Origin of the sequence: Herbiconiux sp. SALV-R1, assembly GCF_013113715.1 — a bacterium.
GTDB lineage: Bacteria > Actinomycetota > Actinomycetes > Actinomycetales > Microbacteriaceae > Herbiconiux.
In genome coordinates this window covers 2,696,068-2,717,871 of record NZ_CP053344.1, presented here as the reverse complement: position 1 = coordinate 2,717,871, position 21,804 = coordinate 2,696,068, and the positions used below count along the sequence as shown (strand labels likewise).

At 71.0% G+C, this 21,804-nt stretch carries 19 protein-coding genes; 13 read left to right on the top strand and 6 right to left on the bottom strand.

The window, feature by feature from the left end; translation table 11 throughout:
- Nucleotides 1-18: 18 nt before the first annotated feature.
- Together HL652_RS13080 and HL652_RS13075 are read right to left on the bottom strand one after the other, a co-directional pair.
- Nucleotides 19-645, bottom strand: a complete 627-nt coding sequence (locus HL652_RS13080; protein ID WP_171705728.1) for a response regulator — start codon at nucleotides 643-645, stop codon at nucleotides 19-21.
- Nucleotides 642-1,877 (bottom strand): sensor histidine kinase, encoded by a 1,236-nt coding sequence (locus HL652_RS13075; RefSeq protein WP_171705727.1) that lies wholly within the window; start codon nucleotides 1,875-1,877, stop codon nucleotides 642-644. Before HL652_RS13075 ends, HL652_RS13080 begins: the two co-directional genes overlap by 4 nt.
- A gap of 163 nt (nucleotides 1,878-2,040) precedes the next feature.
- On the opposite strand from HL652_RS13075, the gene HL652_RS13070 reads away from it, so the two are divergent.
- Together HL652_RS13070 and HL652_RS13065 are read left to right on the top strand one after the other, a co-directional pair.
- Nucleotides 2,041-3,120, top strand: coding sequence for an ABC transporter permease (locus tag HL652_RS13070; RefSeq protein WP_171705726.1), 1,080 nt, complete (start codon nucleotides 2,041-2,043; stop codon nucleotides 3,118-3,120).
- Nucleotides 3,117-3,815 carry an ABC transporter ATP-binding protein gene (locus HL652_RS13065; RefSeq protein ID WP_171705725.1) on the top strand — a complete coding sequence of 233 codons (699 nt, stop codon included), beginning with the start codon at nucleotides 3,117-3,119 and terminating at the stop codon, nucleotides 3,813-3,815. Before HL652_RS13070 ends, HL652_RS13065 begins: the two co-directional genes overlap by 4 nt.
- Before the next feature lie 34 nt (nucleotides 3,816-3,849).
- Here the strand turns inward: HL652_RS13065 and HL652_RS13060 are convergent, their stop codons facing one another.
- Together HL652_RS13060 and HL652_RS13055 are read right to left on the bottom strand one after the other, a co-directional pair.
- Entirely contained in the window at nucleotides 3,850-5,652 is a 1,803-nt protein-coding gene (locus HL652_RS13060) for an acetyl/propionyl/methylcrotonyl-CoA carboxylase subunit alpha (protein WP_171705724.1), read from the bottom strand.
- Nucleotides 5,653-5,731: 79 nt separating this feature from the next.
- Nucleotides 5,732-6,382 (bottom strand): Maf family protein, encoded by a 651-nt coding sequence (locus HL652_RS13055; protein ID WP_171705723.1) that lies wholly within the window; start codon nucleotides 6,380-6,382, stop codon nucleotides 5,732-5,734.
- Between the two features lie 1,179 nt (nucleotides 6,383-7,561).
- On the opposite strand from HL652_RS13055, the gene HL652_RS22055 reads away from it, so the two are divergent.
- The 4 genes from HL652_RS22055 to HL652_RS13035 are packed head-to-tail and all read left to right on the top strand — an operon-like array spanning nucleotide 7,562 to nucleotide 10,774.
- Nucleotides 7,562-7,783 carry a 23S rRNA methyltransferase gene (locus tag HL652_RS22055; protein ID WP_371743643.1) on the top strand — a complete coding sequence of 74 codons (222 nt, stop codon included), beginning with the start codon at nucleotides 7,562-7,564 and terminating at the stop codon, nucleotides 7,781-7,783.
- 42 nt (nucleotides 7,784-7,825) lie between these two features.
- Nucleotides 7,826-8,524, top strand: coding sequence for a response regulator transcription factor (locus tag HL652_RS13045; protein WP_171705721.1), 699 nt, complete (start codon nucleotides 7,826-7,828; stop codon nucleotides 8,522-8,524).
- The gene (locus HL652_RS13040; protein WP_171705720.1) at nucleotides 8,514-9,767 is read left to right on the top strand and encodes a sensor histidine kinase; all 1,254 of its coding nucleotides are present in this window, start codon (nucleotides 8,514-8,516) and stop codon (nucleotides 9,765-9,767) included. The genes HL652_RS13045 and HL652_RS13040 overlap by 11 nt, the downstream gene beginning before the upstream one ends.
- On the top strand, nucleotides 9,764-10,774 hold the full coding sequence (locus tag HL652_RS13035; RefSeq protein WP_171705719.1) for a hypothetical protein: 1,011 nt from the start codon (nucleotides 9,764-9,766) through the stop codon (nucleotides 10,772-10,774). The genes HL652_RS13040 and HL652_RS13035 overlap by 4 nt, the downstream gene beginning before the upstream one ends.
- A gap of 278 nt (nucleotides 10,775-11,052) precedes the next feature.
- Here HL652_RS13035 and HL652_RS13030 read toward each other — a convergent pair whose 3' ends face one another.
- Complete coding sequence (locus tag HL652_RS13030) at nucleotides 11,053-11,289, bottom strand: acyl-CoA carboxylase subunit epsilon (RefSeq protein WP_171705718.1); 237 nt, start codon at nucleotides 11,287-11,289, stop codon at nucleotides 11,053-11,055.
- Between the two features lie 47 nt (nucleotides 11,290-11,336).
- Between HL652_RS13030 and HL652_RS13025 the strand changes: the two genes are divergently transcribed.
- Entirely contained in the window at nucleotides 11,337-13,847 is a 2,511-nt protein-coding gene (locus HL652_RS13025) for a rhomboid family intramembrane serine protease (protein ID WP_171705717.1), read from the top strand.
- A gap of 45 nt (nucleotides 13,848-13,892) precedes the next feature.
- Entirely contained in the window at nucleotides 13,893-14,870 is a 978-nt protein-coding gene (galE, locus tag HL652_RS13020; protein ID WP_171705716.1) for a UDP-glucose 4-epimerase GalE, read from the top strand.
- A gap of 35 nt (nucleotides 14,871-14,905) precedes the next feature.
- On the opposite strand, the gene HL652_RS13015 is transcribed toward galE, so the two are convergent.
- Nucleotides 14,906-16,477, bottom strand: a complete 1,572-nt coding sequence (locus tag HL652_RS13015) for an acyl-CoA carboxylase subunit beta (protein ID WP_171707337.1) — start codon at nucleotides 16,475-16,477, stop codon at nucleotides 14,906-14,908.
- A gap of 140 nt (nucleotides 16,478-16,617) precedes the next feature.
- Between HL652_RS13015 and HL652_RS13010 the strand changes: the two genes are divergently transcribed.
- The 5 genes from HL652_RS13010 to HL652_RS12990 all read left to right on the top strand — a co-directional run bounded on the left by HL652_RS13010 (nucleotide 16,618) and on the right by HL652_RS12990 (nucleotide 21,782).
- Complete coding sequence (locus HL652_RS13010) at nucleotides 16,618-17,472, top strand: biotin--[acetyl-CoA-carboxylase] ligase (RefSeq protein WP_171705715.1); 855 nt, start codon at nucleotides 16,618-16,620, stop codon at nucleotides 17,470-17,472.
- A 64-nt stretch (nucleotides 17,473-17,536) separates the two neighbouring features.
- Nucleotides 17,537-19,036 carry a cell wall-binding repeat-containing protein gene (locus tag HL652_RS13005; RefSeq protein WP_171705714.1) on the top strand — a complete coding sequence of 500 codons (1,500 nt, stop codon included), beginning with the start codon at nucleotides 17,537-17,539 and terminating at the stop codon, nucleotides 19,034-19,036.
- A 59-nt stretch (nucleotides 19,037-19,095) separates the two neighbouring features.
- Entirely contained in the window at nucleotides 19,096-19,467 is a 372-nt protein-coding gene (locus HL652_RS13000; protein ID WP_171705713.1) for a cell wall-binding repeat-containing protein, read from the top strand.
- Between the two features lie 141 nt (nucleotides 19,468-19,608).
- Nucleotides 19,609-20,592 (top strand): PH domain-containing protein, encoded by a 984-nt coding sequence (locus HL652_RS12995; protein WP_171705712.1) that lies wholly within the window; start codon nucleotides 19,609-19,611, stop codon nucleotides 20,590-20,592.
- A gap of 53 nt (nucleotides 20,593-20,645) precedes the next feature.
- On the top strand, nucleotides 20,646-21,782 hold the full coding sequence (locus HL652_RS12990) for a 5-(carboxyamino)imidazole ribonucleotide synthase (protein WP_171705711.1): 1,137 nt from the start codon (nucleotides 20,646-20,648) through the stop codon (nucleotides 21,780-21,782).
- Nucleotides 21,783-21,804 lie beyond the last annotated feature (22 nt).

The window sequence follows — 21,804 nt, the reverse complement described above, 5'->3', positions numbered from 1 at the left end:
GGCCTGGCACCTAGCGCTTCAGCGCAGGATGCCCCTGCCGCGCGCCGCGGAGACGGCGGCCGTGCGGGAGGAGACGCCGAGCTTGGTGTAGATGTGGGCGAGGTGCGACTTCACCGTCGTCTCGCCGAGGAACAGCTCGGCGGCGATCGACTGGGTGGTGCGGCCCGCGGCCACCAGCTCGAGCACCTCGATCTCGCGCGGGCTGAGGCTCGCCTGAGGAGCGCGCAGGCGGGTGAGCAGGCGTGACGCGATGACCGGCGCGAGCGCGCTCTCCCCGGCGGCGGCCGCACGCACCGCGGCGACCAGCTCGTGCGGGGGAGCGTCTTTCAGCAGATAACCGCTGGCGCCCGCCTCGATGGCGCCCAGGATGTCGGCGTCGGAGTCGTAGTTCGTGAGCACGAGCACGTACGGCGCCGCATCGAGGGCACGGATGCGCCGGGTCGCGTCGGCACCCGACCCCGCGTCGCGTGACCCGAACTGCAGGTCGATGAGCACCACGTCAGGGCTCTCGCGCTCGGCGGCACGCACCGCCTCCGTGCTGGTGGCGGCCTCGGCGACGACGGCGATGTCGCTCTCCTGGGCGAACAGCGCGAGCAGTCCCGCGCGCACGATGGGGTGGTCGTCGGCCACCACGAGCCTGATCACGCGCCGCTCCGCGCCGCGCTCGTGGCCGAGGCGACGGCGTCGAGCGCGAGCTCGACGACCAGACGGGTGCCCCCGCCGGGCGCGGAGTCGACCAGCAGGGAGCCGCCCAGCTGCTCCACGCGCTCGCGGGTGGCCCGGAGGCCGAACGAGTCGGTGCGGCCGCCTTCGCCGGCGCGCGCCACGGCGTCGGGGTCGAAGCCCACGCCGTCGTCGGTGACGGTGAGGCGCAGCATCCGTTCGCCCTGGGCGGCACCCGCGGCGGACATCTCCAGGGCGACGCCGGCTCGCGACGCCCTGGCGTGCTGCACGATGTTCGCGACGGCCCCCTGGGCGATGCGGAGCAGTGCGGTCTGCACGGGCATGGGCAGCTCGAGACCCTCGGCCGCCACGACCTCGACCCGCACGCCGTCGGCGGCCCACTGCGTCTCGGCCAGCCGGCGGAGGGCGCCGGCGAGTCCCTGGTCATCGAGCGCGGGTGGAGTGAGTTCGCGGATGAAGCGGCGCGTGTCGGCGAGGTTCGCCGCCGCCGTCTCGCGGGCGAGCCTGATGTGCTCGACGCCCGGCCCGTCGGGGTCGGCGCGCTCGGCGGCGTGCAGCAGCAGCTGGATGCTCGACAGCCCCTGCGCCACCGTGTCGTGGATGTCGCGGGCGAGGCGTGCCCGCTCGGCCAGCGCCCCCGACTCGCGTTCGGAGGCCGCGATGCGGTCGCGTGCCGCGAGCAGCTCGGCGACCAGCCGCTCGCGCTCCGTCGCCTCACGCGCGAGCGCCCGGTAGCCGAGCCCGATGAGCACCGCGACCCCGGCGCCGACGACGGGCCCGACGACCCCGCCCACGCTCCAGCCGCCGTGCAGCGCCAGCGCGACGACGGCGACCGCGGTGACGACGGCGACGGCGATCGGCCCGCCGACGCGGCCGAGCAGGTGCAGGTAGAGGAAGAACAGGGGGAAGACCAGGTAGGCCGCCTCGGGCGTGAGGGCGAGCAGCACCAGCCAGAGCACGGAGAGGGTGAGCAACCAGAGCAGCGCGAGGGGTCTTCTCGGTGGCCCGCCCCGGGTCGCGAGCGCGCCCACCGCGTAGACCGCGAGGAGCGCCACGGAGCCGACCACGACGGCCCCCGTGGAGGGCCCCGGAACGACGACGGCGCGGGCGACGACGAGGGCGACGAGTGCCGCGAACACGAGGTGCAGACCGGTGCGCAGACCCACGAAGACGGGGGTGAGCGGGTGGGTCATGACTGGAGATCTTACGCGGCGACGCCGCCGTGTCATCGTCCGAAAGGACGAGGTCGGGGCCATCACCGCGGACCGTCACGACCCTCCCCAGGCCCGACGACGGCGGGCTCGCTCGCCGGGAGAGTGAGAGGGTGCCGCCGACCGGTGGCGGGAAAGGACTCCCATGTTCGTCGCGCTCCGCGACCTCCGTTTCGCGAAGGGACGCTTCGCCCTGATCGGATCCGTCGTCGCGCTCATCACCGTGCTGGTCGGCTTCCTCAGCGGGCTCACCGGCGGTCTCGCCGTGCAGAACGTCTCGGCCGTGCTCGCGCTGCCGGGCGATCGCATCGTCTTCGCCGACCCGAGCGGCGACGGCGGCTCGCCCGCCTTCGCCGACTCCGCCATCAGCCCCGACCAGCTCGCGCAGTGGTCGGCGGCCGACGGCGTGCGCTCCGCCACCCCGGTCGGTATCTCCCAGTTACGCGCCGCCGGGCCCACCGCCACCGCGGCGGTCGCGGTGTTCGGTGCGCCATCCGGCGACGACCTCGCCGTGCCGAACAGCAGTGGGCAGGTGCTCCTGTCGGCACCCGCGGCCGACGCCCTCGGCGCCTCCGCCGGCGACGTCGTCGACATCGCCGGCGTGCGACTCACCGTAGCTCCCGGCGGCGTCGACCCGGGCGCCGAGTGGTACAGCCACACACCCGTCGTCACCGTCACCCTCGACGACTGGCGCACCATCTCCGCGGCCACCGGATCGCCCGACGCCACCGCCACCGTCGTCGCCGTCTCCGGCGACCCCGACTGGACCGCGGTGTCGTCGGCCACCTCCACCGTCGCCGAATCGCACCTGGGCGCGCTCGGTGCGCTCAGCGCCTTCCGCTCCGAGATCGGGTCGCTGCTGCTCATGGTGGCGCTGCTGTTCGGCATCTCGGGCCTCGTGGTGGGCGCCTTCTTCACCGTCTGGGGCATGCAGCGCTCCGCCGATGTCGCGGTGCTCAAAGCGCTGGGGGCGAGCACCGCGTCGCTCGTGCGCGACGCCCTGGGCCAGGCGCTCGTGGTGCTCCTCGCCGGCATCGGGCTCGGTACGCTCTCCGTCGTCGGCTTCGGCCTCCTCGCCGGTCAGGCCCTCCCGTTCCTCCTCAGCCCGGTCACGACGGCCCTCCCGGCCGCCCTCATGACCGTGCTGGGTCTCGCCGGAGCCGCCTTCGCGCTCCGCACCGTCACCTCCTCCGACCCCCTCACCGCACTCGGGAGCGCACGATGATCGAACTCGACGACGTCACCCTCACCTTCCCCGACGGCGACGGCCGCGTCACCGCCGTCGACCACGTCGACCTCGTCGCCCGCCCCGGCACGCTCACCGGCATCACCGGGCCGAGCGGATCGGGCAAATCGAGCCTGCTCGCGGTGGCCGCCACGCTCATCCGGCCCGACTCCGGCCGTGTGCTGATCGACGGGGTCGATGCCGCGCGCCTTCCCGCCTGCGAGGCGGCGGGCCTGCGCCGTCGCCGCATCGGCATCGTGTTCCAGCAGTCGAACCTGCTGCCCGCCCTCACCGCGCGCGAGCAGCTGCTGGTGATGAACGAGCTCGGTGAGCGGGGCCGCCGGCGTCGCCGGGCGGGCGCGGGGGAGAGAGCGGATGCGCTGCTCGACTCGGTGGGCCTGTCGGCTCACCGCCACAAGCGTCCGCACCAGCTCTCCGGGGGTCAGCGGCAGCGGGTGAACATCGCCCGGGCGCTCATGAACGATCCCGCGGCCCTGCTCGTCGACGAGCCCACCAGCGCCCTCGACAGCCGCACCGGCACCGCCGTGATGGAGCTGCTGCTGTCGCTCACGGCCGAGCTCGGCACGGCCACCCTCGTCGTGACGCACGACACCGAGCAGCTCGCCCACGTCGCGCACACCGTGCACCTCGTCGACGGCGCCGTGCAGGAGGCGGCGCGCCTCGTCGAGGGTTGAGCGTCGGCCCACCGGCACCCGGCGGCGGCGCGCGTCAGCTGATGTTCAGCAGCACGTGCCCCGACGACACGGTGGCTCCCACGACGGCGGCGATGTCGGCGATCGTGCCGTCTTTGTGGGCGGTGATGGGCTGCTCCATCTTCATGGCCTCGAGCACGAGCACGAGGTCGCCCTTGACGACCTTGTCGCCGTCGGCGACCGCGAGCTTCACCACGGTGGCCTGCATCGGGGCCTTCACCGAGTCACCGGTGGCCGTCGACACGCCGGCGGCCACGGCACCGCGGCGCTTGGGCGCGGCACCCCCGGTCGCGCCGCGGGAGCCCGAGCCGCTTCCGCCTCCGCTCCCGCCGGAGCGCGACCCGGCGAGCAGACGCGCGGGCAGCGCGACCTCGACGCGCTTGCCGCCCACCTCGACGATCACGGTGCGGCGCTCGGCCGCGGGGGCCGTCTCCTCGAGCGAACCGCTCCACGGCTCGGCGGGGTTGTCGTACTCGCTCTCGATCCACCGCGTGTAGACCGAGAAGGGCTCGCCGTCTTCGGGGGCGAAGGCCGCGTTCCGCACCACGTCGCGGTGGAAGGGCAGCACGGTGGGCAGCCCGGCGACCTCGAACTCGTCGAGGGCGCGGCGGGCGCGCTCGAGCGCGTCTTCGCGGGTGGCGCCGGTGACGACGAGCTTGGCCAGCAGGGAGTCGAAGGAGCCGGAGATGACGTCGCCGGCCTGCACACCCGAGTCGACGCGCACGCCGGGGCCGCCGGCCGGCTTGAACACGTGGATCGGCCCGGGGGAGGGCAGGAAGTTGCGACCCGGGTCTTCCCCGTTGATGCGGAACTCGAACGAGTGTCCGCGCGGAGCCGGGTCGTCGTAGTCGAGCGTGCCGCCCTCGGCGAGCCGGAACTGCTCGCGCACCAGGTCGATGCCCGTGACCTCCTCCGAGACCGGATGCTCGACCTGCAGTCGCGTGTTCACCTCGAGGAACGAGACGGTGCCGTCTTTGCCGATAAGGAACTCGCACGTGCCCGCCCCGAGGTACCCGACCTCTTTGAGGATCGCCTTCGAGGCGGAATAGAGCAGCTCGTTCTGCTCGGCCGTGAGGTAGGGCGCGGGCGCCTCCTCGACGAGCTTCTGGTGGCGGCGCTGCAGGGAGCAGTCGCGGGTGGAGACCACCACGACGTTGCCGTACGCGTCGGCGAGGCACTGGGTCTCGACGTGGCGCGGCTGGTCGAGGTACTTCTCGACGAAGCACTCGCCGCGGCCGAACGCCGCGATGGCCTCGCGGGTGGCCGACTCGAACAGCTCGGGCACCTCTTCGAGCGTGCGGGCGACCTTGAGGCCGCGGCCGCCGCCGCCGAACGCGGCCTTGATGGCCACGGGCAGTCCGTGCTCAGCCACGAAGTCGAGAACCTCCGAGGCTCCCGAGACCGGGTCGAGGGTGCCGGGGGCGAGCGGCGCGCCGACCTTCTCGGCGATGTGCCGGGCCGAGACTTTGTCGCCGAGCTTCTCGATGGCCTCGGGCGAGGGGCCGATCCAGGTGAGACCGGCGTCGATGACGGCGCGGGCGAAGTCGGCGTTCTCGGCGAGGAAGCCGTAGCCCGGGTGCACGGCGTCGGCGCCGGAGCGGCGCGCGACCGAGAGGATCTTGTCGATGACGAGGTAGGTCTCGGCGCTCGTCGTGCCGTCGAGGGCGTAGGCCTCGTCGGCGAGCTGGGCGTGCAGGGCGTCGCGATCCTGGTCGGCGTACACCGCCACGGAGGCGATCCCGCTGTCGCGGGCTGCCCTGATGACACGGACGGCGATCTCGCCACGATTGGCGATGAGGACCTTGGTAAGACGCGGCATAACTCCCAAGCTTATTGCCGGGCTGCATCACACCTTTGGCATGTACGCACAAAAATGCGTCGCGGGCCACGCGCAGTATCTACAACGGGCGCTCGCCCGCCCAGAAGTCGGTCCACGACACCCCGTAGCCGGCGAGCAGCTCGCGCAGCACGGGCAGCGACATGCCGATGACCGCCGACGGCGCGCCCGTGATGCTCCGGATGAACGGGGCGGCGAGGCCGTCGATGGTGAACGCCCCCGCGACCAGCAGCGGTTCACCCGAGGCGATGTAGGCATCGAGCTCGGTGTCGGTGATGTCGTCGGCGAAGGTGAGCGACGCCTGGTCGACCTTCCCGGCTGCCGAGTGGCGCGTGCCCCCGCGATGGTCGATGAGCCAGTGCCCCGAGTGCAGCACGCCGGTGCGGCCGCGCTGCAGCTGCCAGCGCTCGAGCGCCACCTCGGGCCGGTGCGGCTTGCCGTAGGAGACGCCGTCGAGCTCGAACGAGGAGTCTCCTCCCACGATGAACCCATCGATCGGCTCGCCGCCGGGGAGCGCCCCCACCACGGCCTCCGCCTTGGCCTCGGCGAGCTGCTGCACCATCTCGGAGGTGCTGAGCGGGCCCCGTTCGGCGACCGCTCGGGCGACCGCGGCATCCTCGTCGACCTCCGAGGGCACGATCACCGGTTCGATGCCGATCTGGCGCAGCAGCGCGAGGCGGGCGGGCGAGGTGGAGGCGAGATACAGGCGCACGGGGGCCGCCTTCCGTAAGCGTGCATGTGGGATGCTCGGGGGATGAGTGACAGTCAGAACGAGCTCGTCGAGCTGGACATCGACACAGTAGCCCACGGCGGAGTCTCGGTGGCGCGGCTGGACGGCAGGGTCGTCTTCGTCGCCGACACCCTCCCCGGCGAGCGCGTGCTCGCCCGCGTCGTCGACCGCAAGTCGTCGTTCTGGCGGGCCGACACGGTGGAGGTGCTGAGCGCTTCGCCCGATCGGGTCGAGCACGTCTGGTCTGCCGCGTCGATCGACCGCGACCCCGAGCAGCGCGCGGGCGGCGCCGAGTTCGGGCACATCGCCCTCGCCCGGCAGCGCGGCCTCAAGGCCGAGGTGCTGCAGGATGCGCTCCGCCGCTTCGGGCGGGTCGAGCGCGACGTCGAGGTGGAACCGGTGGGCGACGGTGCGGGTGACGGCCTGCGCTGGCGCACCCGACTGCGGCTGCACGTCGGCCCCGACGGCAGGCCCGGGCCCTACGCCTCGCGCTCGCACACCGTCGTCGAAGTCGACGACCTGCCGCTCGCGACCGAGGCCATCGAGGCGGAGGCCGGGCTCGGCCGGAGCGTCGACGGAGCGGCGGCCCTCGAGCTCGTCGAGACCGCCGGCGGCGAGGTGCGCGTGCGCCGCGTCTCGGAGGAGCTGTCGAAGACGGGCGGCCGGCGGGGGCGGCCCAGTGCCCGACGCCCCGGGCGGGGGCAGGGTCGCCGGAGTGGCGACCGCCAGCGCTCCGGTGCGGCCGATGCGTCGATGACCGCGGTTTCCACGGAACGACCCGCCACCATCGTCGAACGGGTCGGCGAGCGCGAGTTCAGACTCGCCGAGAACGGCTTCTGGCAGGTGCACCGCCACGCCGCGCGCACCCTCACCGAGGCGGTCGCGGGCATGACCCTGCCCGAGTTGTTCGACCCGCGGGCCGCCAACCACGACCTCTACGGGGGAGTCGGCCTGTTCGCCGCCGCCCTCGGCGACCGCTTCGGTCAGGCCACCAGGATCACGAGCGTCGAGAGCGAGCCGCTCGCCACCGAGTACGCCGGGGAGAACCTCGCCGAGTGGATCGGCGCGCAGGCCGTGACGGCCTCGGTCGACCGGTACCTCGCCGAGCTCGAGCGCTCGGCCGGGCCGGAGGAGCGACGACGCCTCGGCGCCGCCACCGTCGTGCTCGACCCGCCGCGCACCGGAGCGGGCAAGGCCGTCGCCGGCGCGCTCACGAGGCTCGCCCCTGCCCAGATCGTCTACGTGGCGTGCGATCCCGTCGCCTTCGCCCGCGACACGGCCTACCTCGCCGAGGGCGGCTACCGCCTCGACGCGCTGCGCGCCTTCGACCTGTTCCCGCACACCCATCACCTCGAAAGCGTCGGACGGTTCGTCAAGGATTAGCGCGCATCCGTAGACTGGACGGGTCTTGACGAGGGGTGGACCGTGCCGCACGAGACCGCGGAGAACACGACCGACGCTCCGGCAGCGCTGCCGGTCCGGGTCGCGATCGTCGACGACCACGAGTCGGTGCGGCTCGGTGTGCGGGCCGCCTGCCTCGACGCCGGCTTCGAGGTGGTGGCCGCCAGCGCCTCGGTGAGCGAGCTCTGGGTCGCCCTCGGCTCGGAGCGCTGCGACGTGATCGTGCTCGACCTCAGCCTCGGCGACGGCTTCACGGTCACCGAGAACGTGCAGCACGCGCTCTCGCTCGGAGCCGCCGTGCTCGTGCACAGCATCGCCGACCGCGTGGTGCTGGTGCGGGAGGCGCTCGCCGCCGGGGCGGCCGGGGTGATCCCGAAGTCGGCGGCGGCCAGCGCGGTCACCTCGGCGATCGGCGCGCTCGCCCGCGGCGAGGTGCTCAACAACCTGGAATGGGCGAGCGCCATCGACGCCGACCCGGAGTTCGGGCGGGCCCAGCTGGCGCAGCGCGAGCGCGACGTGCTCCACCTCTACGCCTCGGGTCTGCCGCTGTCGCAGGTGGCGCTGAAGCTCGGCATCAAGGTGTCGACGGCGAAGGAGTACCTCGACCGCATCAGGGCGAAGTACGTCGAGGTGGGGCGGCCCGCCCGGTCGAAGGTGGAGCTGCTGCGGCGAGCGGTCGAAGACGGCATCCTGGCCCTCGACGAGCGCGGACATGCCGACTGAGCTGCCGGGCCCCCGCACCGGCCCGCCGCGCAGCCGCGAACGGATCGACCGCACCCTCGCCCGCATGGAGGGCCTGTTCGGCTTCGTCTTCGCCGTGCTCTCCATCCCGGTGCTGAACGACGCCGCCCACACGCTGAAGCCCGAGTGGGGTCGTGGCATCGCCATCGCGCTGTTCGGGTCGATCCTGCTCGCCCTCGTCTGCTCCCTGCTCGACCGGGGCGTGAAGCCGGCGATGGGGCTCCTCGCCGGTGTCTTCCTGGTCTGCCTCGCGCTGTGGCCGTTCGCCGTGCGCTCGCCCGACGCCGCCCTCGGCACGCAGCCCTGGCTCTGGTACATCGTCATCGTCGCGATCGTCGCGGCGGCCATCTCGTTCAGCACCCTCTGGGCCGCCGTCTACGCGGTCGGCGTGCCGGTCGTGTTCGCGGTGCTGCGGGTGATGCCGGCGGGTGGCGGCGCCGACGTGCTGCACGCCGTGCTCGACGCCGGGTACTCCCTGCTGCTCGGCGTGTTCGCCGTGATCGTGGTGACGATGCTGCGCGCGACGGCGACCCGCGTCGACGCCGCCCAGCGCACGGCCATGGCCGCCTACGCGGAGGTGGCGAAGCGGCACGCCACCGAGAACGAGCGCACCAGGGTCGACACGGTCATCCACGACCGGGTGCTCTCCACCTTGCTGGCGGCGGCGCGCAGCGAGACCGCCGACGAACGGATGCGCAGCGTGCAGATGGCAGAACGCGCCCTCGTCGCGCTGCAGAGCGCCGAGGCCGAGAGCGACGGCCGGGCACCCGTCGCCCTTTCCGCGCTGGCCGAGCGGCTGCACGCCCTCGTCCGGGACTCCACCCCGGAGATCTCGTTCTCCGCCTCGGGCGAGCTCTCCGGCTCCGTGCCGGCCCGCGTGATGGAGGGCGTGTACTCGGCGGCCATGCAGGCGCTCGAGAACAGCGTGCAGCACGCCGGCGGTGCGGGCGTGCTGCGCTCGGTCTCGCTGCACGCGGAAGGCGGCGGCTTCACCGTCGTGGTCGCCGACACGGGCGCGGGCTTCGACCCGGCAGCCGTTCCGGCCGACCGGCTCGGGGTGCGCATCTCCATCCGCGAGCGGGTGGGGTCGGTGGGCGGGAGCGCCGAGGTGCGCTCGGCGCCGGGCGAGGGCACCTCCGTCGTGATCGACTGGCCGGCCGAGCCCCACGGGACGACCCCGTCGGCCGAAAGCTCCGCCGGTGCAGGGGAGAAAGGCCCGGCGTGATCTCCGTTCCCCGCTTCTTGCTCGTCGGTCTCGCCGCCGCCTTCTCCGCCTTCCACATCGTGCTCGGGCTGTCGGCCCTCGACCTCGTCGAGAACCCCGCGGCGTCGCTCGCGGCGATGGCGCTCTACGCCGTCGCCACCGCGCTGAGTCTCGCCCCGTCGCGGTCGGTGCGGATGCCTCCCGCGGTCGCCGCGCTCAACCTCGGGGCGATCGCGGTCGGGCTCATCCTGGTTCTCGGCCAGCTCGACCCCGACCGCGCCAACGGCTACGCCACCTGGATCGTCGGGGCGGCGGGCACCCTCATGACCATCACCGTGGTGCGCCAACGACCCTGGGTGGCCTGGAGCGGCATCGGCATCATGCTGGTGGCGCTGCTCATCTGGACCCGCGATCCGCTGTCGCTTCCGGCCCTCGGCGCCATCGGCGGGCCGATCTGGGTCGCCGTGGGCCAGGCGACCACGGTCACCATCTCCCGCTCCGGCCGCGACGCCCGCCTGTTCGAACGCGCCGAGCAGCGCGCCGCGGAATGGCATGCCCAAGAAGAGGCGGAGTTCTTCGAGCGACGGGTACGGCTGGCTCAGATGAACACCTTGGTGGCGCCCATGCTGCGTCAGATCGTCACCTCGGGCGGGCAGCTCGACGAGGAGCAGCGCAGGGAGTGCCTGCACCTCGAGGCGGCCATGCGCGACGAGATCAGGGGGCGGATGCTGCTCGACGACCGGGTGCGCCACGCCGTGCGCGAGGCCAGACGCCGGGGCGTGGAGGTCACCCTGCTCGACGACGGCGGCATCGACGACCTCGACCGGCGGGAGCTCGGCAGGGTGGCGGCGGTGATCGCCCGCGAGGTCGGCCGCGCCACCGCCGATCGGGTGATCGTGCGCACCGCCCAGCACGACGACGAGACCGCCGTCACGATCGTGGCGCTGAACGACCCGGGCAGCGGCGACGAGGAGGCGGAGCTGCAGCTCTGGCTCGAGGTGCCGCGCACGGCGATCCTCGAGGAATGAGCTCGCGGGGGAGTGGTCGCCCCGCGGCGTCGAGAGGGGGGTATTCGAGTCAGGGCGACAACCCGAATATCGCCCTGACTCGCCCCCGGAACCGGGCCCGCTTACCCTAGTCGGCCCGATCCGGCGGTGAAGCTCCGAAGAGCCACACCTAGCAACGTCAATCTTCGCGGCTCGGATGCAACAGCACAGTAGGTATTTCGGAGGACATTTTCGCCATCCTCCTCAGAATTCTCACACCGAGCATCCAGACAAGGCGGCGGGCAGGGGAGCCCACCCGATCAGGCGCTGAAACCCCGCCAGGCGCCCGGCCCGGGGTGCAGGGGAGCGCGCAGGGCACGCTGACTGCGCTCCCACGCCGACGGGTCGATCACGACCTCGTCGTGGAGCTCGTCGAGCTCCTCCTCGACCGCCGCACCGATCACCGCGGTCACGGCCGCCACCTCGTCGGCGGTCACACCGGGGGTGAGCACGTGGATGAGCGGCTGCTGCAGCTCGGCGGCTGTCGAATCGGTCACACCGTCGAGGCTACATTAGAGCCAGGCACCGGAGGGGGATCAGCAGGATGAGGAACACGCTCGCGTTCACCCGGCGGTATCTCGCCACCATTCCGCTCAGCATCGCCTTCGCCGTGCTCATCCTCATCACCTCCCTGGTCGCGGGGACCTTCTTCGGCCCGCCCTCGGAGATCACCGAAGACACCTGGGCGGCCGGCGTCACCACCGTCGTCGACATGGGCCACTGGTGGACGGTGTTCACGGCGCTGTTCATCCCGTGGGATCCGTTCCAGCTGGTGGCGGGCATCCTCGCCTCGCTGGTGCTGCTCGGTGTCGCCGAGCGCCTGCTCGGTCGCCTCCGCATGGTCGCCGTCTTCCTCGTCACCGGCCTCATCGGCGTGGGCCTCGGCGTGCTGCTGCAGTGGGTGGGCTCGCTCGCCGGCGAGTGGTGGGCCGACGGCACGAGCTACGACCTCACCGTCGACCCGCTCACCCCCATCGTCGGCGCCCTGCTCGCCGCCAGCTCGCTGATGGGGCCGCTGTGGCGGCGTCGGGTACGGCTCGTGGCGTTCGGCCTGCTCATCATGTTCGCGCTCTACGTCGGCGACACCTCGACCGTCTACCGGCTGATCGCCGCGATCGCCGGTCTCGTCATCGGTCACGTCATCTCGGGGAGGTCGCGCCGCGTCACCTGGCTGAAGAGCTCCTTCGTCGAGGCGCGCGTGCTCATCGCGGCCATCGTCGTGATCGTCGCCGTCGGGCCGCTCACCTCGTGGCTCGACCCCAACGGCAGCGGCGCCTTCGGGCTCGCCGGCAGCTTCTACGGCGACATCTTCCCCACCGCGAGCGACATCCAGGAGCTCTGCGCGAACGCGAGCTCGGCCGTCTGCGACGACGTGCAGCGCCTCGCGCAGCTCGGCGGCATCGGCCCCATCGTGCAGACCTTCGTGCCGCTCGCCCTGCTGCTCGTCGCGGCCTGGGGGCTGCGGCGGGGGCGACGCTTCGCGCTCTGGCTCGGCATCGTGGTGAACCTCGGGCAGATCGTGCTTGCCTTCGTCTTCCTCAGCCTGGTCGCCTCCTTCACCTCCACCGACGCCACCGACACCACGGGGCTCGCCGCCATCGACATCGGCGAGTACATCGTCTGGGGCGGCTCGACGGTGGCCGTTCCCGCGGCCGTCGCCATCCTGCTGTTCGTCAACCGCAAGCGCTTCGCCCTCAAGTCGCCCCGCGAGGCGGTCATCCGCTTCTCCGTCACCGTCGCCGCCGCCTTCGCGGTGCTGGCCCTCGTCTACAGCGTCGCCGGGGCGTTCGTGGTGGGCGCCTACATCCCGCAGGGCACCACCGTCGTGGAGCTCGTGCTCGACCTGCCCCGGCGCTTCCTCCCGGTCACCATCATCGGTGTGACCCAGGATGCTCTGGTGCCGCCGCCAGGACTCGTGCTGGTGCTGTTCCAGTGGATTGGCCCGGCGTTCTGGGCGGTGTTCACCCTCGCCTCGCTGCAGCTGCTCACCGCCGACGACCAGACGGTGCGCGTGGGAGACCACCAGCGCATCCGGGCACTGCTGCGCCGCGGTGGCGGTGGCACGCTCGGCTGGATGACGACGTGGCCGGGCAACGTCTACTGGTTCAACGCCGCGGGCGACGCCGCGGTGGCCTACCGAGTCATCAACGGTGTGGCCATCACGATGTCCGACCCCGTGTGCAAGCCGGGAGACGAGCGGCAGACCGTGCGCGACTTCGCCGCGTTCTGCGACGCCAACAGCTGGGTGCCGGTGTTCTACAGCGTGCACGAGCAGTTCCTCCCCGTCTTCGACGAGATGGAGTGGCAGTACATGTCGGTGGGCGAGGAGACGCTCATGCACCCGCAGACGCTCGAGATGACGGGCAAGGCCTGGCAGAACGTGCGGTCGTCGCTGAACCGCGGCGTGCGCGAGGGCATGACGACGCTCTGGACCACCTACGACGAGCTGTCCCGCCCGTACATCGCCCAGATCAACGCCATCTCGGAGGCCTGGGTGTCGGAGAAGGAGCTGCCCGAGATGGGGTTCACGCTCGGGGCGCTCGAGGAGATCAAAGACCCCGACGTGAAGCTCATGCTGGCGCTCGACGCCTCGGGGCGGATCGCGGCCGTGACGAGCTGGCTGCCGATGTACCGCGACGGCAGGGCCGTCGGGTACACGCTCGACTTCATGCGCCGCGCCGACGAGTCGATGGGCGGCACCATGGAGTACCTCATCGCCTCGAGCGCGCTGCACATGAAGGAGGAGGGCGTCGAGGTGCTGAGCCTCTCCGGCGCGCCGCTCGCGCAGGCGCCGGTGCCGAAGGGGGAGGAGCCGCCCGCGCCCACCGTGATGACCGGGCTGAGCGAGTTCCTCGCGAAGACGCTCGAGCCGGCCTACGGCTTCTCGTCGCTGTTCAAGTTCAAGGCGAAGTTCAACCCGAGCTACTCCACGATCTACATGGCCTACCCCGATCCGCTCGCGCTGCCCACCATCGGCGGGGCGCTCGGCAAGGCCTACCTGCCCACGATGTCGGCCAAGGAGGCCGTGTCGCTCGTGCGCACCTTGGTGCGCTGAAATGAACACAGCCGCACTCTGGTGCGCTAGTCCTGAAAGGAACCCATGTCCTGGTTGGTCACCGGAGGAGCCGGTTACATCGGCTCACACGTCGTCGTCGCGTTGAAGGAAGCGGGTCTCGACCCGGTCGTGCTCGACGACCTGTCGAGCGGGCACGCCTCCTTCGTGCCTGACGACGTGCCGTTCGTGCAGGGCACCATCCTCGACGGTGATCTCGTGCGCCGGACGATCGCCGAGCACGGCGTGACCGGCATCATCCACGTGGCGGGGTTCAAGTACGCCGGGGTCTCGGTGCAGCGGCCGCTGCACACCTACGAGCAGAACGTCACCGGCATGGCGGTGCTGCTGCAGGCCGCCCGCGACCAGGGCGTCGACAAGGTCGTGTTCTCGTCGAGCGCCGCCGTGTACGGCACCCCGCCCACCGACATCGTCACCGAAGACACCCCGAAGGCGCCCGAGAGCCCCTACGGCGAGTCGAAGCTCATCGGCGAATGGCTGCTGCGCGACCTCGGCGTCTCCGACGACCTCAAGCACACGTCGCTGCGCTACTTCAACGTCGTGGGCTCGGGAACCCCCGCCCTCTACGACACCAGCCCCCACAACCTCTTCCCGCTCATCTTCGACGCCCTCCTCGACGGCCGCACCCCGCGCATCAATGGCACCGACTACCCCACTCCCGACGGCACCTGCGTGCGCGACTACATCCACGTCGCCGATCTCGCCCTCGCCCACGTCGCGGCCGCGAAGAAGCTCGACGCCGGCGACCCCCTCGAGCCCGCCTACAACCTCGGCTCGGGCGACGGGGTGTCCGTGCGCGAGATCATGACCGCCGTCGCGAAGGCGACCGGCATCGACTTCACCCCCGAAGAAGCCCCCCGCCGCCCCGGCGACCCCGCCCAGATCGTCGCCACGGGCGACCTAGCCGCCCGCGACCTCGACTGGAAGATGCGCCACACCCTGGACGACATGGTCACCTCCGCCTGGCAGGCCCGAGAAGCGGCCGCAGCCGCAGCGAAGGCGTAGCCGAGCGCCCCCTCCTCCCCCTCGTTCGCCCCGCCCTACAGCGGAATGTTCCCGTGCTTCTTCGGCGGCAACGAAGCCCTCTTCGTCTTCAGAGCCCGGAGAGCCTTGGTGACGGAGACGCGCGTAGCCGCGGGCTCGATCACGCCGTCGAGCTCACCGCGCTCGGCCGCGAGGAACGGTGACGCCACGTTGTAGGTGTACTCGTTCGCGAGCTTGGTGCGCACGGCCGCGACATCCTCTCCCGCTTCCTCGGCGCGCTTGATCTCGCCTCGGTACAGGATGTTGACGGCGCCCTGACCGCCCATGACCGCGATCTCGGCGGTCGGCCAGGCCAGGTTGATGTCGGCACCGAGCTGCTTGGAGCCCATGACGATGTAGGCGCCGCCGTAGGCCTTGCGGAGGATGACGGTGACGAGCGGCACGGTGGCCTCGGCGTAGGCGTAGAGCAGCTTGGCGCCGCGGCGGATGACGCCCGTCCACTCCTGGTCGGTGCCCGGCAGGTAGCCCGGCACGTCGACGAGGGTGAGGATCGGGATGGAGAAGGCGTCGCAGAAGCGCACGAAGCGGGAGGCCTTCTCGCCGGCCTCGATGTTGAGCGTTCCCGCCATCTGGCTGGGCTGGTTGGCGACGATGCCGACACTCCGGCCCTCGATGCGGGCGAAGCCCACGACGATGTTCGGGGCATAGAGCGGCTGGGTCTCGAGGAAATCGCCGTTGTCGACGAGGTGCTCGATGACGGTGTGCACGTCGTACGGCTGGTTCGGCGAATCGGGGATGATCGTGTTCAGCTTGCGGTCCGCATCCGTGATCTCGAGCTCGATCTCGCTGTCGTACACCGGCAGTTCGGCGAGATTGTTCTGCGGCAGGAAGCCGAGCAGGGCGCGGGCGTAGTCGAGCGCGTCGTCCTCGTCGCTGGCGAGGTAGTGCGAGACGCCCGAGACGCTGTTGTGGGTGAGGGCGCCGCCGAGCTCCTCCATACCTACGTCTTCGCCGGTGACGGTCTTGATCACGTCGGGGCCGGTGACGAACATCTGGCTGGTCTTGTCGACCATGATGACGAAGTCGGTGAGCGCGGGGGAGTACACCGCGCCGCCCGCCGCCGGGCCCATCACGATCGAGATCTGCGGGATGACGCCGCTCGCGGCGGTGTTGCGGCGGAAGATCTCGCCGTACTTGCCGAGCGCGACGACACCCTCCTGGATGCGCGCACCACCCGAGTCGAGCATGCCGATGATGGGCACGCCGGTCTTCAGCGCGAGATCCATCACCTTGATGATCTTCTCGCCCGCGACCTCGCCGAGCGAGCCGCCGAAGATGGTGAAGTCCTGCGCGTAGACGGCCACCTGCCTGCCGTGGATCGTGCCCGTGCCGGTGACGACGGCGTCGCCGTAGGGGCGTGACTTGTCCATGCCGAAGGCGTGGGTGCGGTGCCGCACGAACTCGTCGATCTCGACGAAGGACCCGTGGTCGAGCAGCTGCTCGATGCGCTCGCGCGCCGTCTTCTTGCCGCGCTTGTGCTGCTTCTCGATGGCCGCGGCTCCCGATGCCGTCACGGCCTCGTGGTAGCGGTTCTTCAGGTCGGCCAGTTTGCCCGCCGTCGTGTACATGTCGGGCTGGGCAGAGGTCAGATCTTCACTCACGCGGTTCACTCTACCGGCCAGTACATGCGCTTCCTCGTTGACGAAACCCTCCAAACGGATGCGCTCAGGTTGTGAACGACGGATGCGCGGTCGGGTAGTTTTGCGGCATGCGTACGCCGAAGCATCCGTCTCTGCCGCTCTCCGAGGCCGTCGCCGAGAAGCTCGTGTGGCTGCCGCAGGCGGGGTCGACGAACGAGGTGCTGGTGGGTGAGGCGTCTGGAGCGTCTTCGGTCGAGTGGCCCGACCTCGCCGTGGTGGCGACCGACGACCAGGTGGCGGGCAAGGGCCGCCTGGGGCGGGGATGGACGGCTCCAGCGGGCAAGTGTCTAGCCGTGTCGGTGCTCGTGCGGCCCGGGGCGGGACCGACGCCGGTGTCGACCGAGCGGTGGGGTGCGGTGCCGCTCATCGCCGGGGTGGCGATGGCGCGGGTGGTGGGGCGGCTCGTCGCCTCGGCGCGACTGCGCAGCTCGCACGCGCTCGCCGCCCTGCCGGTCGGGCTCAAGTGGCCGAACGACGTGCTCATCGGGGAGGAGAAGGTGTGCGGCATCCTCGGTGAGCTGCTGCCGGATGCCTCGGGGCTCGTCATCGGGGCGGGCGTCAACCTCACGCTCACCGCCGACGAGCTCCCGACCGCGACGGCGACATCGCTCGCGCTGGCCGGGGTCGACCCGGTGCACCTCGACTCGGTGCTCGCGGGCTACCTCGAGGACTTCGCCCAGCTCTACGCGCGGTGGACGGCGCACGGCGGCGACGCCGTGGCGTCGGGCCTCATCGCCGAGGCCGCACGCGTGTCGGCGACCCTCGGGCGCGCGGTGCGGGTCGAGCTGCCCGGGGGCGTCTTCCGCACCGGCACCGCCCGCGAGCTCGATGCCGACGGCCGCCTCGTCATCGACCTCGACGACACCCCCGAGCCCCTCATCGTCGCCGCCGGCGACGTCACCCACCTCCGCCACGCCCCCTGACCCGCCAGCTTTTCCGAGGATCCTCCCCTGTGTGAAGAATGCTCAACTGAGGTATTGTCGCTTTATGATGACGAAATTCAGCAGACGTGTTCTCGGTGGGCTCGCTTTTCTCGCTGTGCTCCTGACCGCGACGATCGGTAATTCTGCTGCGGTCCAAGCTGCTCCGCGGCAGGTGGCGTTGACGCCCGTGGCGTCGGTCAACCCCGGAGACGGTCGGGACCCAAGCCTCGCGGCGGTCGATTCGGAAAACGGTCTTGCCTACGTCGTCGATCGCACCAACTGGACGATCCAGGTGTACGACGTCGCAGAGTCGACCATGACGCTGCGAACGCAGTTGACGAACGTGTTCCGGCCGCTCTCCGTGACACTGGACAACGCATCTGGGTTGCTGTTCGTCACGAGCCTCAACTCCTTCTACTTCACCTCGATTGACGCCGACCCGAAGTCCGCCAATTACGGTCGGGTGATACGTCAGTATCCGGTTGGGAGCGACATTGTCCGGCTAGCCGTTGACGAGTCGACCAGCACAATTTTCGCCTCAAGTCCCTACGGAAAAGTCTTTGTGATCGCCGAGGCCGATGGCTCTACCGTCACGGCAGACACTGGGGGAAGTCCCAGTCAGATTTTCGTCGACGAGGCGGCGCATGTTGCCTTCACCACAATCAGCGACGGGATTGTTGCCACAGTCGACGCTGCGGGTTCGGTCACCAAACACGAAATCGGGGGGCGGACCAGTCGGTTCGCTCTCTCTGGCGAGCTCCTTGCGATCGTCGTCAATCGAGGCGTGGACTACCGAATCGAGCTCTACTCGACCGAAAATTGGCAGCTGGTTGCGCAGTCGACACCTCTCGACTCGCCTGAAGTGGCGCTCGCGATCGACAGGTCCCTGCATCTGTTGTACGTCGCGTACGGCAGCATCCGAAAAGGAATCGACCTCTTGCAGCTTTCGACGCTCGAGCCGGAGGCGTTTGTGAGCACTGCCAATTACCTCCAAGCAGTTGCTCTCGATCCATCGACCCATTCGGTGTTCGTATCGGACAAGTACAACATTCCGGCCGCAGTAACGATGTATCGGCCATTGCTGAACCCGTCTGCGTCGGTGAGGAGGATCGGCGGAGCCGATCGCTTTGCGGTGGCGTCTGCCATCGCCGTCGACACCTTCGCCAGGGGCATCGACACCGTGTATGTCGCCACGGGACTCAACTTTCCTGATGCCCTTGCCGGAGCGGCTGCTGCGGGCCACTCTCGCTCGCCGGTCGTCCTGACCGAGCGGGACAAGTTGCCGGCGGCCACGCGGCAGGCGCTCAGTGCCCTGGCTCCGAAGCGCATCGTTGTGGTCGGGGGGCAGCGTCAATATCTGAGGACGTCATTAACGAGCTTCGTCCATTCGGCCCGATCAGCCGTATCGGCGGGAACGACAGATACGACGTCTCGGCCGCCCTCTCGAAGGAGGTCTTCAGCTCTGGTGCCCGTTCGGTGTACGTCGCGTCGGGAGAAGTCTTCGCCGACGCGCTCTCAGGGTCGGCTGCGGCCGGCCGTGAGCGCGCGCCGATCCTTCTGGTGAGGCGGGATGGAATACCGACGTCGGTAGAGGCGGAAATCCAGCGGCTGAATCCTGATCGCGTGATCGTCTTGGGTGGCACCAACACGATCAGTGACAAAGTCATCGATCAGTTGGGCACGATTCGACAAGTTGTCCGGGTCGACGGCGTAGATCGCTACGCCGTCTCCGCTGGTGTCGCTGCTCGGTCGTTCTCGCAGAGTACTTATCGCGTCTATGTGGCGTCCGGTGAAGTCTTCCCCGATGCACTAGCAGCCGCGGCCGCCGCCATAGCTGACGGAAGCCCCGTCCTGCTCGTGCAACAACAGTCGATCCCTGCCGCGGTCTCCGGCGCGCTGACACATCTGAGCCCCTACGAGATCCTGGTAGTCGGCGGCCCAAGAACCATCGACGAACGACTCGAGTCTGACCTCGCTTCATACTTGCCTGACTGAGCCCGGAGTCCGGACGTACGGCTGGTCGTACGGTGACCGGAGGAGAAGTCCGCTGCGCCGTACAGGTGGATGAGCCGGCAGAGGCGCGGGCGGCGGCGGGGCTTCGGGGGATTACCCAGGTGGCGGGGCAGAATGAGCGCCATGGCGAAGCGCTCGAGGGGTGACACCGACTCGTTCACGGCGGTGCTGCGCGGCGACGCCTCCGGGTTCGACGCCGTCCCCGCCGGCGACGACCGGGATGCCACCGAGCGCTTCGGGTGGGATGCGGCGCGCGAAAGCCCGTCCGACCGAGCTGCCACGAGGAAGATCGGCCGATCGGCGCGCGGGCGCGGCGCCGGCCGCGGCGCGGGAGGGGGCAGCGACCCCGACGCCACCGAGCGGGTGGCGCCGACCGGGCGGGGGTACGGGCGGGGCGCCGCCGAGCATGATGCGACCGAGCGGGTGGCGCCCACCGGGCGCGGGTACGGGCTGGGCCCGCGGGGCGCGGGCGACCACGACGCGACGGAGCGGTTCGGGTGGGGTGCGCCCGGGGCCGCAGGCGCCTACCCGCAGGCGGGCGTCGGGCCCGGGGCGGGGTACGGCGCGCCGGCGGCGACGCCGCGGGCGCCCGCCGGGTACACCGCGGTGGTCGACCCGCTGCGCGAGCGGGAGGCCGCGCCCGAGGTCGTGCTGCTGCGGGTGCGCCCGCACGCGCGTCGGCTCACGCTGCCCGTGCTCGTGCTGCTCGCGACCGTCACCGCCTACGGGTACTACGGCGGCCGCTTTCCCGAGGACTGGCAGAATCTGCTGGCGCTGGTGGGCGCATCCGCTCTGCTGTTCTTCGTCGTGCTGCTGCCGTTCATCGCGTGGCTCGGGCACCGCTACACCATCACGTCGCGCCGCATCATCGCCCGCACCGGCCTGCTCGTGCGGCACCGTCGCGACCTCTACCTGGCCCGCGTCACCGACGTGCGCCTGCGCCGCACCCCGCTGCAGGCGCTGTTCTCGGCGGGCAACGTGCACGTGACGGCCGGGCCCGACCTCACGGTGGTGCTCCGCGACCTGCCGTCGGCGCGGCTGGTGGCGGCGATGCTCGGGGAGCTCACCGAGCATCCGACCCCCACCTTCCACCGGCTGCCGGGCTGAGCATCCGGCGCCGGCCCACCGCCCGGCCACCCGCCCGCCGCTATTCTGGACGCGTGACTTTTCGCGTGGGTGTGATCGGCGGCGGGCAACTGGCACGGATGATGGTGCCCCCCGCCATAGAGCTCGGCATCGACATCAAGGTGCTCGCCGAGTCGGAGGGCATGTCGGCGGCCATCGCCGCCACCGGAGTCGGCGACTACACCGACCGCGACACCGTGCTCGCCTTCGCCGAGACCGTCGACGTCGTCACCTTCGACCACGAGCACGTGCCCCAGGCGGTGCTGCGGGCGCTCGTCGACGCCGGGGTTCCCGTGCACCCGGGGCCGGATGCGCTGCAGTTCGCCCAAGACAAGCTCCGGATGCGCGAACGGCTCGGTGAGCTCGGCATCCCGATGCCCGATTGGGCCGCGGTCTCGACCGTCGAGCAGCTCGACGACTTCATCGCCGAGCACGGCGGTTCGGCCGTCGTGAAGACGGCGCGCGGGGGATACGACGGCAAGGGCGTGCGGGTCGTGACCGCGGCGGCGCAGGTGGAGGAGTGGTTCCTCGCCCTCGACGAAGACGGCCGCGGGGGAGCGCTGCTCGCCGAGGAGCTCGTCGATTTCAGGCGCGAGCTCGCCCAGCTGGTGGCCAGGCGCCCGAGCGGCGCCGTGACGCTCTGGCCCGTGGTCGAGTCGGTGCAGCAGAACGGGGTGTGCGCCGAGGTGTTCGCGCCGGCTCCGCGCTCGGCCGGGCGCGTCGCCGAGATGGCGGCGCGCATCGGCACCACGATCGCCGAGGAGCTCGGTGTCACCGGCGTGCTCGCCGTGGAGCTGTTCGAGACGACGGATGAGCGCATCCTGGTGAACGAACTGGCCATGCGCCCGCACAACACCGGCCACTGGACCATCGACGGCAGCACCACCAGCCAGTTCGAGCAGCACCTGCGGGCCGTGCTCGACCTGCCGTTCGGGGCCACCGGGCACCGGGCGCCGTGGTCGACCATGATCAACATCCTGGGCGGCCCCGCCGACGGCGACCTCGACGGCCCGGCTGCCGCCGCGCTCGCCGACCAGCCCACCGCGAAGCTCCACCTCTACGGCAAGGAGCCCCGCGCCGGCCGCAAGATCGGCCACGTCACCGTCTCGGGCGACGACCTCGACGAGGTCGTCTTCTCCGCGCGTGCCGCTGCGGCGTTCTTCCAGAACTGATTTTTCATCGAGTTTCATCTAT